The following is a 15,803-nucleotide window of genomic DNA, read 5'->3' as shown; positions in this document are numbered from 1 at the left end:
AATTCCGGGATTCACCATTAAAATCAATAACCGAAAGATTCTTTCCGGGATCGCTGAAGTTTCAGGAGAATCGGAGCGCTTGGTGGATATTACTGTTGCCATCGACAAACTGGATAAAATAGGAGAGGAAGGCGTTATCAAGGAATTGACCGAAAAAGGCGTTTCTGAGAAAGCTATTGAGATCATTTCCCCGCTATTCGGAATTTCGGGAACGAACGAAGAGCGTTTGGAACAAATGAAACGTTTTCTGAAATCATCTGAGATCGGTTTGAAAGGAATTGAAGAGTTGGAATTTGTATTGAACCAAACACAAGAGCTTGGTTTGGAACGGGCAGAGGTGGAATTTGATGTGACGCTTGCCCGCGGATTGAATTACTATACAGGAGCTATTTTCGAGGTGAAAGTTCACGATGTGAAAATGGGCTCCATTTGCGGTGGAGGTCGTTACGATGATCTGACAGGTTTGTTCGGACTTTCCGGACTTTCCGGAGTTGGAATCTCGTTTGGTGCCGATCGTATTTACGACGTTTTGAACGAACTGAACCTATATCCTGAAGATACAAATGCAGGTTTGACGTTGTTGTTTGCCAATTTCGGCGACAAGGAAGCCGCATACTGTATGAAACAGACCAAAAAATTGCGTCAGAATGGGGTGGATTGTGAAGTTTACCCGACTGCGGCGAAAATGCAGAAGCAATTTAAATATGCAGATAACCGAAAAGTGAAATTTGTTGCCATTATCGGTGAAAACGAATTGAACCAAGGAAAGATACAATTAAAAAATATGGAAAGCGGGGAGCAAAAGGAACTCACAGAGTCCGAATTGTATGCGTTTTTCAATCATTAGTCCCATGAATAATTTTATCATTACAAATGAATGGGTTTCTCTGGAAAAACTGGATGAAATCTTAGCTTCAAATACCACATTGGTTTTGAGTGAAGAAGCCAAAGCTGCTATTTTGAAATGCCGTGCTTACCTGGATGAGAAAGTGGCGAAAAGCGATCGTTTGATTTACGGAATCAATACCGGTTTCGGAAGTTTGTGCGATACTGCCATTTCTTCTGAAGATCTGGAACAATTGCAACGCAACCTGGTTCTCTCACACGCTTGTGGAATGGGAGAACGCGTTCCGGAAGAAATCGTAAGACGCTTACTGATTTTGAAAATCATGGGACTTTCTCATGGGGCATCCGGTGTTCAGTTGGAAACAGTGGAGCGCCTGGTTTTCTTCTTCAACAATCACATTCATCCGGTTGTTTTCCAGCAGGGAAGTTTGGGAGCATCCGGAGATTTGGCTCCGTTGGCTCACTTGGTATTGCCGCTTTTGGGTGAAGGAACAGTAATGTTCGAAGGAACAGAATATCCTTCACAGGAGATTAATAAGAAATTCGGACTGGAGCCGATTGCACTGCGTTCGAAAGAAGGATTGGCTTTGTTGAACGGAACACAGTTTATGTCGGGATATGCTTCTTATGCGATTTCTCATGCACGAAAATTGTGGAAACAGTTCAATGAGATCGCAGCGATTTCACTGGATGGTTATGACGGAAGAAAAGAGCCTTTCGGAATTCAGGTAAACGGAATCCGCAACCAGGTTGGTCAAATCAAAACCGCAGAAATTTTCAGAGAATTATTGGCAGAAAGCGAATTGGCAAATCGTGAGAAAGCACACGTTCAGGATCCGTATTCTTTCCGTTGTATTCCCCAGGTTCACGGAGCTTCCTACGATACGATCGAACATTGCGCAACGATCGTGGAACGCGAAATCAACGCTGTGACCGATAATCCGACTGTTTTCCCGGATGACGATATCGTTGTTTCTGCAGGAAATTTCCACGGTCAGCCTTTGGCATTGGCAATGGATTTCCTGGCAATTGCTTTAGCAGAAATGGGCAGCATCAGCGAACGAAGAATTTATAAATCCATTTCAGGAACCAGAAGTCTGCCGGCATTTCTGGTTGCAAAACCAGGTTTGAATTCCGGATTCATGATCACACAATATACGTGTGCTTCGATCGTGAGTCAGAACAAGCAGTTATGTACTCCTGCGAGTATTGATACGATTGATTCAAGCAACGGACAGGAAGATCATGTTTCAATGGGAGCAAACGCTGCAACGAAATTATTCCGTGTGATTGATAATTGTTACTCGATTCAGGGAATTGAGATTTTGCATGCGTGTCAGTCACTGGAATTCAGACGACCGGCGAAATCGAGCACGCGATTAGAGAAAGTCTTCTCCGATTTCAGAAAAAATGTTCCGTTTGTTACGGAAGACAGATACATGCATCCGTTGATGCAGGCAAGTAAAGAATTTGTAAAAGCAGGAATATGAGCGACTATTTTTCTCCGATCAATGAGCCACAGGAACAACCTGTAAAAAGACCGGTTTTATTAACCGTTTTATGCATTTTATCTTTTATTGTAGTTGGATTTGCTTTATTGGGTGTCTTGTTTTCCCTGATCGGAGGTGAGCCAAGTGCACAATCAATAGAAAAAGCCTATAATCAAATGATGCAAATGGCTTCAAGCAATCGCGATCAAAATTTGATTTTTATGGCCGACATGCTGGAGCAGATGGCAGAAGTAACCTCTTATCAGCAGCAAAACTATTGGTTGGTATTGTTGGTGAATGCAGTTACATCAGGAACCGGTTTTGTAGGAGTTCTGATGATGTTCAGAGGAAAGAAGCTCGGATTTCATTTATATATCATTTATAGTTTGTTGAGTTTCGGCGGGATTTTCCTCATTATGCCTCCGCATATAGATCCGCTTTCTTCAGCAATCATGAGCCTGGTTTTTTCGGGAGTATTCGTGCTCCTTTATAGCCGGAATTTGAAATGGATGAAATAAATAAGTGAAAATGTAAAATTGAAAAGACATTTCCTTTTCAATGAATTGATATGATAGCCCGGTCTGTGTTTGCAGATTGGGCTTTTTGCTTTTGGAATCTCTTTTTGCTCCCTGATCATTCAATTCTTCCACCACCTGCTTTCACTCATTTCACGATAACTTTCAGTGTATTAAAGGAGTAGTATCCGGTATTTCGGTCAAAATTCAATACCGTTTAGATTCCGGAAAAGCGCTTTTAATCGTCATTCGATACACACAGCTAAATAGATCAGCAAGCACTAAATTGTTAAAAATACTTAATTTACATTTGCTTCAAGTGAGTTTTAAGAGCCTTGGAGCTAGCGGTTTATCCGGATTAAAACATGTACAAATTACTGCTGCTCCCGATTCGTAAGAGTCACTGTCATGAATCAAAAAACGATCCCGAAGAATCGGGATAGGATGTTAAATCTATAAAACTGTTCAACATGCGAAAAAGATTACTCTACAGCGTGTTTTCGATGATGGGAATGATTTCAACCGGAAATTTAGTTGCCCAGGAAACACCAATGGGTTGCGGCTTAGAAGCGCAACAACGCAAATTATATGCTGAGAATCCCGGACTGGCAGAAGATTACAGAAAACTGGTGAATCGCTGTCGTGAAACCCGTTTGGTCAATGGAAAATCTACTACTATTCGTATTATTCCAGTGGTGTTTCATATTCTTCATGAATATGGAGCAGAAAATATTTCAGATCAGCAGGTTCAGAATCAGGTAACTATTTTGAACCAGGATTTCCAGAAAATGAACCCGAATCTGAATTTGATCGTGGCACCTTTTGATTCGATTATCGGAGATGTAGGATTGGAATTTCGTTTGGCAACCCTGGATCCTTACGGACATTGTACGAATGGAATCGAACACATTTACAATCACAATACCAATATGGGAGATGCTTATTCCAAGATCAATCAATGGGATCGCGACAAGTATCTGAACATTTGGGTTGTCAAAACAATGGCAGACGGCGATGTTGCCGGATTTGCACATTATCCGACAGATGTTACCGGAACCGGATTCTGGAGAGACGGAGTCGTGGTTTTGAATAATTATGTCGGGAATACCGGTACGTCTACACAAGTGAATCCAAGTACTTTAAGTCATGAAATCGGGCATTACCTGGGTTTGTCTCATACCTGGGGAAATACCAATACGCCCAATCTGGCAAGCAATTGCAACATTGATGACGGCATCGAAGATACACCAAATTGTATTGGTTTGCAGTATTGTCAGCTCACGTCCAATTCCTGCGTGGATGGTGTGAATCCGTCTGATTATTGGTATCCGAATGATGTGATTGACAACGCTCAGAATTTCATGGAATACTCTTTTTGCAGATTCATGTTTACAAAAGGGCAGGGGGAATTCATGCGCAATGTATTGGACCAACCGACCAGCGGAAGAAATAATTTGTATACAACGGATAATTTGATTGCAACCGGAACCAATTCCCTGACTCCGGTAACGTGTGTTCCGGTGGCCGATTTTTATGCTGATGTGAATGGTACACTAGGAAACGTAGGAGCTAATGCAAATGTGATGACAGCTTGTGTGAACAATCCGATCGCATTCAAGGATGCTTCCTGGAAAGCCGGTGTAACATCCTGGCTTTGGAGTTTCCCCGGAGGAAATCCTGCAACATCGACGACTCAAAACCCGGTTGTGATGTATGATGCTCCCGGGTGGTACAATGTCACGCTAACGGTTTCAAACAGTGTTGGGTCAGATACCAAAACGATCAACAACATGATCTACGTCCAGGGCGAATGGGCCGAATATACAGGTCCTCGAATGGAGGATTTCAATCAACATGCAAATTTCTGGATTTCTCACAATCCGGAAGACAATGATGCCTCTTTCAGTCGTGTTACAAGCGGAGGTAAAGGAAACACACCTTGCTTCAAATTAAATAATTACAAAGATGTTAGTTCGGCAATGGCTTTCACGCCTGATTGGTTTCACAATGACCGTTTGGGAAATGCGAAAGATTACCTGATTTCTCCGGCAATCGATTTGAGAAATACTTCTAACGTAACCATCTCGTTTGACTATGCCTATGGAACGAAAACGATTACAAGTACTGAAATTACGGAAGAATTGATTGTTTATTCTTCAAGAGATTGTGGAAAAACCTGGATTCAAAGACTTACTTTGACAGGAGCTGCATTGGTAACGGCAGGCTATGTGGGGAATGAAGATTTTGTTCCTGGAAGTGATTTGAATTGGAAAACGGCTAGTTTCAGCTATACTCCGAACTCAACGGACAACAAAACAAAATTCAGATTTGAATTCCGTGCTTCGGATTATTCGTCGAATTTCTATTTCGATAACTTCAATATTTCGGGTACTCTGGGAATCGAAGACAATGGATTAACGTCTGCTGTTTCAATCGCTCCAAACCCGGTTGCTACAGGATCTGATTTGACGATTGAAGTTCCAACCAGTGAGCTTGGAATGAAACTGATTGTAATGGATTTGAAAGGTGCAATCGTTTCTACGACAGATGTTCCGGCTTCTTCAGGAGCACAAACCGTTCATATTCCAATGGATGTTGCCAAAGGATGCTATCTCCTGAACGCAGTTCAGGGAGCAGCTAAATCAACTCATCGCGTAGTTGTTTATTAGTGATGTTTAAATCGTTCAAAGGTTCAAAGAATTCAGCTTTGAACCTTTTGGACTTTTCTGCTCTTTGAACTTTAATCGGATGATTTATAAATATTTATGAGGGATTTCGGTGTTTTCTTTTTTTTAAAGGCCGAATTAGTGTTATCTTTGCGCCAAAATTCCAAGTATTTCTCATGATTTCAGTAAACAATCTCTCTCTTCAATTCGGAAAACGCGTTCTTTTCGACGATGTAAATCTCAAATTCGGTTCAGGAAACTGCTACGGTGTTATTGGTGCAAATGGTGCCGGTAAATCGACGTTTTTGAAGATTTTAACGGGCGAACAGGATCCTACTTCCGGACGTGTGGAGTTGGAACCGGGTAAACGTATGGCTGTTTTGAGCCAGAACCACTTTGCTTTCGATGAATTTGAAGTGTTGCAAACAGTTATCATGGGACATAAGCGTTTGTTTCAGATCATGACTGAAAAAGATGCTTTGTATGCAAAACCTGACTTTTCAGATGCAGACGGAATGCGCGCTTCTGAGTTGGAAGGTGAATTTGCTGATTTGGAAGGATGGAATGCTGAAACGGATGCTGCAACGTTGCTAAGTAACTTAGGAATTGACGAAAGCAAGCATTACATGAAGATGGAAGATGTTCCTTCTGAATATAAAGTTCGTATTCTATTGGCACAGGCTTTATTCGGAAACCCGGATGTATTGGTACTCGATGAGCCTACCAATGACCTGGATTTGAAAACAATTGGCTGGTTGGAAGATTTCTTGCTGGATTTCAGAAACACAGTTATCGTTGTATCGCATGACCGTCACTTCTTAGATACGGTTTGTACGCACATTTGCGATATCGATTTCAGTAAAATCAATGTGTTTACCGGAAACTATACGTTCTGGTATCAATCCTCACAATTGGCGGCACGCCAGCGCGCGGATAAGAATAAAAAAGCAGAAGATAAGAAGAAAGAATTACAGGATTTCATTTCGCGTTTCTCTGCGAATGCCTCAAAATCCAAGCAGGCAACCAGCCGTCGTAAGTTGATCGATAAATTGGATTTGGAAGAAATTCAGCCTTCATCCCGTCGTTATCCTGGAATTGCTTTCCAACAGGAACGCGATGCAGGAAACCAGATTCTGACAGTAAGCGGATTGACCAAAATGCACGAAGGAGAATACATTTTCAAAAACTTGTCTTTCACATTGAATAAAGGCGACAAGATTGCGGTGATCTCTAAAAACTCTTTGGCAATTACTCAATTCTTCGAAGTATTGAATGGAAATATGGCTGCTGATAGTGGTGATTTCACTTACGGAACAACCATTACAACAGCTTACCTTCCGAATGATAACTCTTCGTTTTTCGAAAGTAAATTGTCTTTGATCGATTGGCTGCGTCAGTATGCGCAAACGGATGAAGAGAAAGAAGAAGTAAACTTGCGCGGATTCCTTGGTAGAATGTTGTTCTCCGGAGAAGAAGCCTTGAAAAGTGCTACGGTACTTTCCGGAGGTGAAAAAGTGCGTTGCATGCTTTCCAGAATGATGCTTGCGAAAGCAAACTTCTTAATGATGGATGAACCTACAAACCATTTGGATTTGGAATCTATTACAGCATTGAACAACGGAATGTCAGCATTCGAAGGAACAATGATGTTTACATCTCATGACCACGAGTTGGTTTCTACGGTTGCAAACCGCATTATTGAAATTACACCTAATGGTTTCATTGACAAGATGATGCCTTACGATGATTATTTACAAGACTCAAAAATTGCAAGTCTGCAGGAAGAGCTTTATGCATAATCTTAGCTTAAGATAATAATAGAGAAAGGGTATTCTGTTTAGGAATACCCTTTTTTAATGGGCAATAACCAATCAATTTTGTCTAAATCAGACTTTGCTTCGGATTTGAAAAAGTAAGCATGTGTGTCACCGAAGAAATTACCTTCGAGAAATCCTGTTCTGACAAGTACCTGGAGATGTTGATGAACAGTAGCTTCAGAAAGTAAAAGAATAGAACATAGGTCTTTATTTGTTGCAGCAGTATGTTTGTGAATGTGCTGTAAAATAGCCACTCTTGCAGGTGCGGCAATAGCTTTTCCAATTCTGGCTGAATCGAGTTGATTTTGTGAATATTGGTCTGTTTTAGAAGCTCCCATGAGTAGTAAAATTTAAAAGTTTCTTATTTAATTTAAGAAAAAAGGTGACTTATTCCAATCATTTTTGAATCTTTTTAGAGATTTTTTTTTCGCGATTCGTAATATTGCAAATTGTAAAAATGGGATTAATACATTGATTTTTAGTGTTTTTTACTGGTTTTGCATTCTGTTGGTTTGGCGATTCGTAATATTGCGAATCGACATTTTGCCAAAATGACAAAGAGGCTAATTTACCTTTTTGCATTATCTCAATTTTCCCGAAATCTCATTACTTTTAGATTTCGATTAAACGATATGAGTATTCCCAAGCGTTCATTTTTATTCAGACATCAATTAATCTCAACTCTGCGCGACCTGGATATCAAGGGAATTCGCAGATTATCTGTCAGTTTACCTAAGAGAATTCTTCCCGATCCCAAATCGGTTGGAAGGCATGTTTTGAAAACTATCCACGGAGTTCAAATGATTATTGATCCTTCCATTGACAACGGAGTGGAGCTTTCACTTTTCGAAACGGGAACTTATGAGAAAGGAACCATTCAACTGCTTCAAACCTATTTGAAAGAAGGAAGCGTGTTCCTGGATATCGGGGCAAATATAGGTTTGATGTCGGTGATTGCTTCAAAATACGTCGGGAAAAGTGGAGTTGTTTATGCTGTTGAAGCCAATCCGAAAACCATTCCGATTTTACAGGCAAACATTGATCTGAATGCGTGTAAGAATGTTGAAGTAATTCCTGTTGCGCTTTCAGACATAACGGGAACAGCTGTTTTATTTGAAAATTGGGAAGTGAACCGGGGAGGAGCATCCTTGATTTCTCAAAGTAAGGAAGAGCAGGGATTGGAAGTGAAAATGGAGCGTTTAGACGATTTGTTCGATGAAAATACACCGATTCAGCTGGTGAAAATTGATGTGGAAGGTTTCGAACCGCAAGTGATTCGTGGTGGAATGAACTGGTTTCGCAAGCAGCAGCCGGTTTTCATCATTGAAGTTTCCGAAAAACGCGAAAAAGAAGTCGGGCCGAGTCCGGCAGAAGTAATGAAACTGGTTCAGACAATCGGCAATTATTCATTCTACAAACAAAAAGGAACGAAAGAACGTAGGGGAAAACTGGTCGAAATCAAAAGCACAGCAGCTCTTCCGAACCACGACAACATTATTTGTGTTCCTGTTTTGAAAGCCTGATCAGATCTTTACGAAATGGATGAAAATAACTTCTCCGCTTTGGTTATCCGTAACTTTAGCAATATGGATCCCCGGATTTAAAGAAGTGATATCTAAACTGTTATTTTCATTGTCAATGTTTCCGGATAATTCGATCGTTCCGAAGGATGAGAATATTTCGACGGTGTAAGTTTGCAATTGGCTAAACGGAACACTAAACGTAATGTCATTACTTGCAGGATTCGGATAAATACTTCCTGTTGTTGGTTGTTGTATTGCGGGAATAGCAAGGTTTTCAAATACAAATATAGAACCGCTCCTGGAAATAATAAGGTCTTTTGATTCGTTTCCAACCAGGTTTTCTGAAGCAAATAATAAAGCTCCTCCGGCGTAGGGAGAAACTTCCTGGCCATTGCTCATATCAAATGTATTATACCTGTTTTCGTAATAATCCAGACGGTAAAAATCGGGAGAAATCATCATGTCCAGGTCGTAATCAGAATCAAAATCAGCGAAATGAAATGAAACCGGAACAATCGAATAGGAATTTGTCAGATGTTGTCCGGAAAAATTCATGTTTCCATCATTCGTTAGCACACTCAGATAATAAGCATAATCGACATCGTAAGTATACATGATGATATCTTGATGGCCGTCCAGGTTGAAATCCAGGCAAGTATAGTCATAACCCGGATGTAGCATTTGGTCTCCGCTAACAAATTTTGTTTGTTCATTAAACCCGTTTCCATTGTTTATAAACATACGTAAGTAATAGTAACCGGGAATGACAAAATCAGGTTTTGAATCTCCGTTGAAATCCGTAAAGTGAAACCTGAATTCACTTGGTAAGGGGTCATTTGAAAGCAGGATCAATTGTTCATTTCCCCAACCATTCCCTTGCCTTAACCGGAACAGAAGTTTGTTGCCGTTTTCATGAATGGCGTATGAAATATCCAAATGACCGTCATTATTTAAATCACATAATTCAACAGCAGAGAAGAGATTATGAGCAGTGATTGCCTGCGGTGCAAAATCATAATTATTTCCCTGATTGATGAACTCAAACAATGAATCTCCGATAACTCCTACAATATCGTAATCTCCATCCTGATCAAGATCTCCAACGGAAGAAAGATTTATTGCCGCATTTGATGATGGATTGAAAAAATTGATTGCACCAAATTTTGCGTTTCCTTCATTAGGGATCCAACAGTTTGTAAGAATCAGATCCTTTGTTCCGTTATGGTCAAAATCCAGGCACGAAAGATCCGAGTCAACAACATTTTTCCTGATCATGGTCGTATAGCCGTATGAGTTTCCGGTGTTCAATGTTAACCGGAGATCTGTATACCGAAACAGGAAATCATTTTTACCGTCATTATTAAAATCAGCGCAATGCAGTTTCAGGTTTGGAGAGATAAATCCAATACCTGAAGGAATTGAATTTGAAAAAACACCCTGGTTATTAGGGAAGTAAGTCAGGTTTTTATCATTTGCCAAAACAACATCCGGGAATGAATCTCCATTAACATCAGAAAGCTCAAATGCAATGGCGTTAGATTGGAAGGCCGATGAGCTATAGTTGAAATTGAATTGAAAGTTTCCGTTATTTATACCAACAATCAGTTGAGGAACCTTATTCTGATAAACGACATCAATCAATTGGTCGTTGTTGACATCTGCATACCTGAAATTATCCAAACCTTCATCGAACCCTGAGGTAATCAGGTTGGTAAGGGTATAATTCCCCGCTGTTTTTTTCAGAACATTCAAATAGGAGTATGTTCCATCATTGTTAGTGCAGTTGAAAATAATCTCAACGTTTCCGTTATTATTGAAGTCTTTTATGTCAAAACCGGAAATGTATAAGCTGGTATTGCTGTACAGGGTGTTTGGATTCAGAAAATCATAAGGATCAGATGTTCCTAAAAGAAATCTGATCGTGTGAGTTCCGACATAAATAATGTCTGAAAAACCGTCTGAATTAATATCGGAAATCCGTATTCCTTTTAAGTAGTCGCCTGAAACGCTTCCGTGACTGGCAAGTCTGTCCGCCTCAGAAAAATTACCATTTCCCAAGTTTTTGAAAAGAACAACGACGTATTGACCGGATAAGTCCCGGTATGCACAAACAAGTTCGGGCAGGTTGTCTGAATTTAAATCCTGAAAATCAATAACAGGCGGGGAATCAAATTGGTAATAAGAAATATATTTGATTCTGTTAGTTGATTTAAAGAGGTTTCCGTTGTTCAAATGCAAAATTATTTCATTCGATCCGCTAAAAGTGGCAATGTCCTGGAAGCCATCATTGTCAATATCCACAACATGAGATGAAATAACGCTTTCCTCCTTGTCTAAGAGTGCTAATTTGGGCAAGCCGAATTGCGCAAATAATGGAGAAAGCCCAAAAATTAAGGTGATTACCAGAAGAAACTTCATGTTTATAGAAATGCTAAATTGAGCGGCAAAGTTAGCAAGAAAAAACTGTAGTCCGGTCCGAACAGGCTAAGTTGCTTAAAAGTAATATCCGATCGATAAAAAGGCCGTTGGTTTGCTGAAACTACTCACCTTTGAAACATTGAGATTGATTGGCCCGAGTATTGTTTTAAAACGAATATTGACTCCGTATCCGATGGAATTCGTGTAGCCATAGACGCCGTTCGGGTCTTTCTTGGAATAATCAAAAGCATGCTTGATGTTGTTGCCGAAATCAACCACTTCATCAGCGCTGTAAAGAATATTGATATAAGGAGTGACAAACAATTTCCGGATGCATTCCCATTGAACGCCTAATCGAAGGGAATAGAAAGCCTTTGTACTGATTTCGCCATTCCGGTAGCCCCATAAATCAATCGAACCGTTTCTGGAGGTTGTATTCACTCCGCCGATATTGAAATATTCCGCAAAAGAAGTGCTGTTATCCTGAACAGGATATTGGTCAGTGGGTTGAATCTGATACAAATGGTTGATCACAAAACCGGTCTTGAATGAAATCGGAATACTTATTTTGCGTGTAATTTTAAAGTATTTTTCGAAAACCAGGGAAACCCGGTAACTGGGATTGAATTTGTATTTGATGTGAATTGCCTGGGTTGAAATGCCGCTCGAACTTGTTGAATCTTCCTTAGCAACTTCTCCGTTCAGGTCTTCATAAGTAAACAATGCAAAACGGTTTTCAAAAAACAAGTTGCTTCCTTTAGTAGGATAAAACAGGTTGTTGTAAGTGTTTCGCTGGTAATTCAAAAAGACACTGAAGATGTTCCCCACAATCTTTTTGATGCGTATTTCATTGAGAGTTAAATTCTCAAACATGGGTTTTAACGACGAAACTTCATACATAACTCCCAAATAAGCAGATGATTCTACGTTGATGTTGTAAGACAAAGCAGTCGAAAGCATGTTGTATTTGTTCCGGTAAGTATCCTGCAGTCCGCCACTTGATGTAAAGAAATTTTGTTTGATACTTTCATTGTAGAAAGAGGTAAACGTACTGAAACGGGAAGCCCGGATGTATTTGCGGTAATTTGCACGGAATTTCAGGGATTCTGCCAGGTCAATCGAAACCACAATCCGAGAATTCTTTCCGAGTAAGTTGCGTCCCGTGAAATTCAGGAAGATCCCGGCGCCATATTCGTTATCGTAATGAACAGAACCTTTGAAAGCCATTTTGAAATCTTCAATAGCCTGCAGCTTGATCTCCGCATGATTACTTGAATCCTGGACGATGGTGTAATAAACTTTGGAAAAATACCGGTTGGAATAGGCATCAATGACTGAATGATCCAAGTCCTCAAAAGTCGTGGTATCGCCAGGCTTTAAATTCAGTCGTTTGAGGATGAATTCTTCTATTTCTCCGGATGAAATACCTTCAATACAAATGGATTTGACAATAAACTGCGGATTTGTATTGATCAGATCCGGTTTTTGATATTTCCCGTTCGCTGCACGAAACTGATTGGCTAATTTGATCATTTGAGGACGAATCAGACCTACGACCTGAATTCCCTTATCAATAATCCGTTGTGCATACTTAAAATCTCCCGCATTGTATTCAAGCATGTTCTTGGTAAGGTTGTTGAAAATATTGCAGGCTTCAATATCATCCTTCGCCTCTCTGATTCCATAAAAACTGCTCGACTGAATCAACAATTTATTGATGGTGTTTAATTCATCTTCTTCCAGCAAGCGGCCGCCGGTATAACTTCCGATAATGAAATCGGCACCCATTTCCCTGAGTTGTTTGACCGGAAAATTAACCATCACTCCGCCGTCGACCAATAAGTAATTATTCCACTTAATCGGTCTGAAAACCGTAGGAATAGACATACTTGAGCGCATGGCAAGTGCCAGGTTTCCGGAATCCAGCTCAACGGGTTTCATTGTCAGGATATCAACAGCCATGCATTTATACGGAATCGGGAGTTTGCTGAAATCAGTAATGTGATTGACATGCCGGGTTAGCCGGGTGAGTAATTCCTGCAAACTTTGCCCGTCGATGACTCCTGTGAAATTGAATTTTCCTTTGACAAAAGGGATTTCTGCAATGTATTTGGAATATTCGTCCTTTTCATCCATGTTGATATTGTCGGCAGGAACGTATTGATTGAGGATGATTTCCCAATCTGCTGTGCGTGCAAGACTGTCGATCTGTTTTCCGGTGTATCCCGCTGCATAAAGTCCGCCGATTACACTTCCCATACTGGTTCCGGTAATGTAATCAATCTTGATTCCCAGAGAGTCAATCAGTTTTAAAATCCCGATATGTGCCAATCCTTTTGCGCCGCCACCACTCAAACAAAGCCCGATTTTGTCACCCGGATTAAAGTCTGCAGCCTTTTGCCCGTAAGTGAAAGATGAACAGAACAGGAATAGAAGTAACGTGATTAATAGCGCTTTCACCGGTTTGAGTTTATGGATGCAACAAAAGTAATCTTTCTGTACTACAAGATAAAAATACTTTTTATACGGGAAGGTTTGAAATATGAGTCGTTTTTCGAATGAGGTGTGGACGTAATATTGCGGAATTGCGAACAGTTTGGTTTGTGCTTCAATTTATTGGTTTTACAGGGTTGAATTAGCACACTGCTATAAATGAAATGGACGTAATATTGCGGAATTACATCGTTTTTCGATATAACTCTGTCATTTTGTCACAAAAACCTCCTTGGCACAAAGCTTGTCGGTGCACTTCCAAATTTCAAATAAGTATGAAAACAGGACAGATTCATGTATCAACGGAAAATATTTTTCCGATTATCAAAAAATTCTTGTATTCCGACCATGAGATTTTCTTGCGGGAATTGGTTTCAAATGCGGTAGATGCAAGTCAGAAGTTGAAAGTACTTTCCTCAACAGGAGAATACAAAGGCGAACTGGGGGATCTGAAAGTGGAAGTGCTGTTGGATAAAGATGCTAAAACGCTCACTATCCGTGATAATGGAATCGGGATGACGGCTGAGGAAATTGATAAATATATCAATCAGATTGCCTTTTCCGGAGCTGAAGAATTCGTCAAACAATACGAAGGGAAAGAGGGTGCGGAAAGCATTATCGGGCATTTCGGTTTAGGATTCTATTCCGCATTCATGGTGGCAGAGAAAGTCCAGATCAGAACCTTGTCACGTCATGAAGGAGCTCAGGCTGTTCAATGGGAAAGTAACGGTTCTCCGGAGTATACATTAACGGATATCGAAAAAGATACAAGAGGAACAGACATCGTTTTGTTCATCAACGACGAATCTGCGGAGTTTTTGGAAAAACCGCGTATCCAGGGAATTCTGGACAAATACTGTAAATTCCTTCCGATTCCGGTATTTTTCGGAACGAAAGTAGAATACATCGACTCTCCGGAAGGTGAAAAAGACGAAGAAGGAAAAGTAAAACGTGTTTCCATTGATGTTCCGAACCAGGTAAATAATCCGAAACCGGCATGGACAAGTGCCCCGGTTGATTTGAAGGATGAAGATTACACGTCGTTTTACCGTGAGTTATACCCGATGTCGTTTGAAGATCCGTTATTCCACATTCATTTGAATGTCGATTATCCGTTCAACCTGACAGGTATTTTATACTTCCCGAAAATCAAAGAAAACGTAGAAGTTCAGCGAAACAAGATCAATTTGTATTCGAATCAGGTGTTTATTACCGATTCGGTAGCGGAAATTGTGCCTGAATTCCTGACCTTGCTTCACGGTGTAATCGACTCACCGGATATTCCGTTAAATGTTTCCCGTTCGTATTTGCAAAGCGATGGTAACGTAAAGAAGATTTCGGCTCACATTACGAAGAAAGTAGCGGATAAACTGGCTGAAATGTTCAAAAAAGACCGTGCTGATTTTGAAGCGAAATGGGATGATCTGAAGATTTTCGTAGAATATGGAATGCTTTCGGATGACAAATTTGCAGAAAAGGCAAAAAGCTTTGCACTCATCAAAACGACAGACGGAAAATATTACACAATCGAAGAATTGAAAGAGCAAATTGCTCCGCTTCAGACGGATAAAAGCGGAAAAGTTGTAGCGCTTTACACACACAGTCTTGAAGAACATTTCTCGTTTGTGAAACAAGCAAAAGATCGTGGCTACCAGGTTGTTTTGATCGACGGACCGCTTGCTTCTCACTGGATTTCTAAAATCGAGCAGACATACGAAAACGTGAGTTTTGCGCGTGTCGATGCAGATACCCTGGATCAATTGATTCAAAAAGAAGGCGAACTTCCTGCAAAATTGACTGAAGAACAGCAAACCGAATTGAAACCTTTGTTTGAATCGGCTGTTGATAACCAAAAATTCAAAGTGGAGTTTAAATCCATGAGCGAAACAGATGCTCCGATCATTGTAACTCAACCCGAATTTATCCGTCGTATGATGGAACAACAAAAATATGGTGGTGGCGGTTTCTTCGGGGTGTTCCCGGAATCTTACAACCTGGTTGTAAATGCAAACCATCAGAAAGTAGAATCTCTTTT

10 protein-coding genes are annotated in these 15,803 nt (G+C 40.4%); 7 read left to right on the top strand and 3 right to left on the bottom strand.

What is annotated here, in order from left to right; translation table 11 throughout:
* From Q1V93_RS01195 to Q1V93_RS01175, 5 genes are all read left to right on the top strand, one after another.
* On the top strand, positions 1 to 847 hold an 847-nt coding region (locus Q1V93_RS01195), incomplete at its 5' end, for a His/Gly/Thr/Pro-type tRNA ligase C-terminal domain-containing protein (RefSeq protein ID WP_300660352.1).
* A gap of 4 nt (positions 848 to 851) precedes the next feature.
* Positions 852 to 2,336, top strand: coding sequence for a histidine ammonia-lyase (gene hutH / locus Q1V93_RS01190; protein ID WP_300660350.1), 1,485 nt, complete (start codon positions 852 to 854; stop codon positions 2,334 to 2,336).
* Entirely contained in the window at positions 2,333 to 2,854 is a 522-nt protein-coding gene (locus Q1V93_RS01185) for a hypothetical protein (protein ID WP_300660347.1), read from the top strand. Before hutH ends, Q1V93_RS01185 begins: the two co-directional genes overlap by 4 nt.
* A gap of 467 nt (positions 2,855 to 3,321) precedes the next feature.
* Entirely contained in the window at positions 3,322 to 5,520 is a 2,199-nt protein-coding gene (locus Q1V93_RS01180; RefSeq protein WP_300660344.1) for a M43 family zinc metalloprotease, read from the top strand.
* A 173-nt stretch (positions 5,521 to 5,693) separates the two neighbouring features.
* On the top strand, positions 5,694 to 7,316 hold the full coding sequence (locus Q1V93_RS01175; RefSeq protein ID WP_300660342.1) for an ATP-binding cassette domain-containing protein: 1,623 nt from the start codon (positions 5,694 to 5,696) through the stop codon (positions 7,314 to 7,316).
* A gap of 38 nt (positions 7,317 to 7,354) precedes the next feature.
* On the opposite strand, the gene Q1V93_RS01170 is transcribed toward Q1V93_RS01175, so the two are convergent.
* Positions 7,355 to 7,672: a helix-turn-helix domain-containing protein gene (locus Q1V93_RS01170; protein ID WP_300660340.1), complete on the bottom strand. Its 318-nt coding sequence runs from the start codon at positions 7,670 to 7,672 to the stop codon at positions 7,355 to 7,357.
* A gap of 294 nt (positions 7,673 to 7,966) precedes the next feature.
* On the opposite strand from Q1V93_RS01170, the gene Q1V93_RS01165 reads away from it, so the two are divergent.
* Positions 7,967 to 8,857, top strand: coding sequence for an FkbM family methyltransferase (locus tag Q1V93_RS01165; protein ID WP_300660338.1), 891 nt, complete (start codon positions 7,967 to 7,969; stop codon positions 8,855 to 8,857).
* On the opposite strand, the gene Q1V93_RS01160 is transcribed toward Q1V93_RS01165, so the two are convergent.
* Both Q1V93_RS01160 and Q1V93_RS01155 read right to left on the bottom strand, forming a co-directional pair.
* Positions 8,858 to 11,275 (bottom strand): FG-GAP-like repeat-containing protein, encoded by a 2,418-nt coding sequence (locus Q1V93_RS01160; RefSeq protein WP_300660335.1) that lies wholly within the window; start codon positions 11,273 to 11,275, stop codon positions 8,858 to 8,860.
* Between the two features lie 75 nt (positions 11,276 to 11,350).
* Positions 11,351 to 13,735, bottom strand: coding sequence for a patatin-like phospholipase family protein (locus tag Q1V93_RS01155; protein WP_300660332.1), 2,385 nt, complete (start codon positions 13,733 to 13,735; stop codon positions 11,351 to 11,353).
* Between the two features lie 308 nt (positions 13,736 to 14,043).
* Here Q1V93_RS01155 and htpG point away from each other — a divergent pair.
* The coding region (gene htpG / locus Q1V93_RS01150) for a molecular chaperone HtpG (RefSeq protein WP_300660329.1) at positions 14,044 to 15,803 on the top strand (1,760 nt) is incomplete at its 3' end.

It is taken from the genome of Fluviicola sp., from assembly GCF_030151805.1.
In the GTDB taxonomy this organism is placed as follows: Bacteria; Bacteroidota; Bacteroidia; order Flavobacteriales_D; family Crocinitomicaceae; genus Fluviicola.
The sequence above is the reverse complement of the archived record's forward strand: the minus strand, read 5'-3'. Positions and strand labels throughout refer to the sequence as shown.

What these genes read in the sequence shown, in the direction of transcription:
- hutH (WP_300660350.1), top strand. Translation starts at nt 852, where the DNA reads ATGAATAATTTTATCATTACAAATGAATGGGTTTCTCTGGAAAAACTG.
- Q1V93_RS01160 (WP_300660335.1), bottom strand. Translation starts at nt 11,275, where the DNA reads ATGAAGTTTCTTCTGGTAATCACCTTAATTTTTGGGCTTTCTCCATTA.
- Q1V93_RS01165 (WP_300660338.1), top strand. Translation starts at nt 7,967, where the DNA reads ATGAGTATTCCCAAGCGTTCATTTTTATTCAGACATCAATTAATCTCA.
- Q1V93_RS01175 (WP_300660342.1), top strand. Translation starts at nt 5,694, where the DNA reads ATGATTTCAGTAAACAATCTCTCTCTTCAATTCGGAAAACGCGTTCTT.
- Q1V93_RS01180 (WP_300660344.1), top strand. Translation starts at nt 3,322, where the DNA reads ATGCGAAAAAGATTACTCTACAGCGTGTTTTCGATGATGGGAATGATT.
- Q1V93_RS01170 (WP_300660340.1), bottom strand. Translation starts at nt 7,672, where the DNA reads ATGGGAGCTTCTAAAACAGACCAATATTCACAAAATCAACTCGATTCA.
- Q1V93_RS01185 (WP_300660347.1), top strand. Translation starts at nt 2,333, where the DNA reads ATGAGCGACTATTTTTCTCCGATCAATGAGCCACAGGAACAACCTGTA.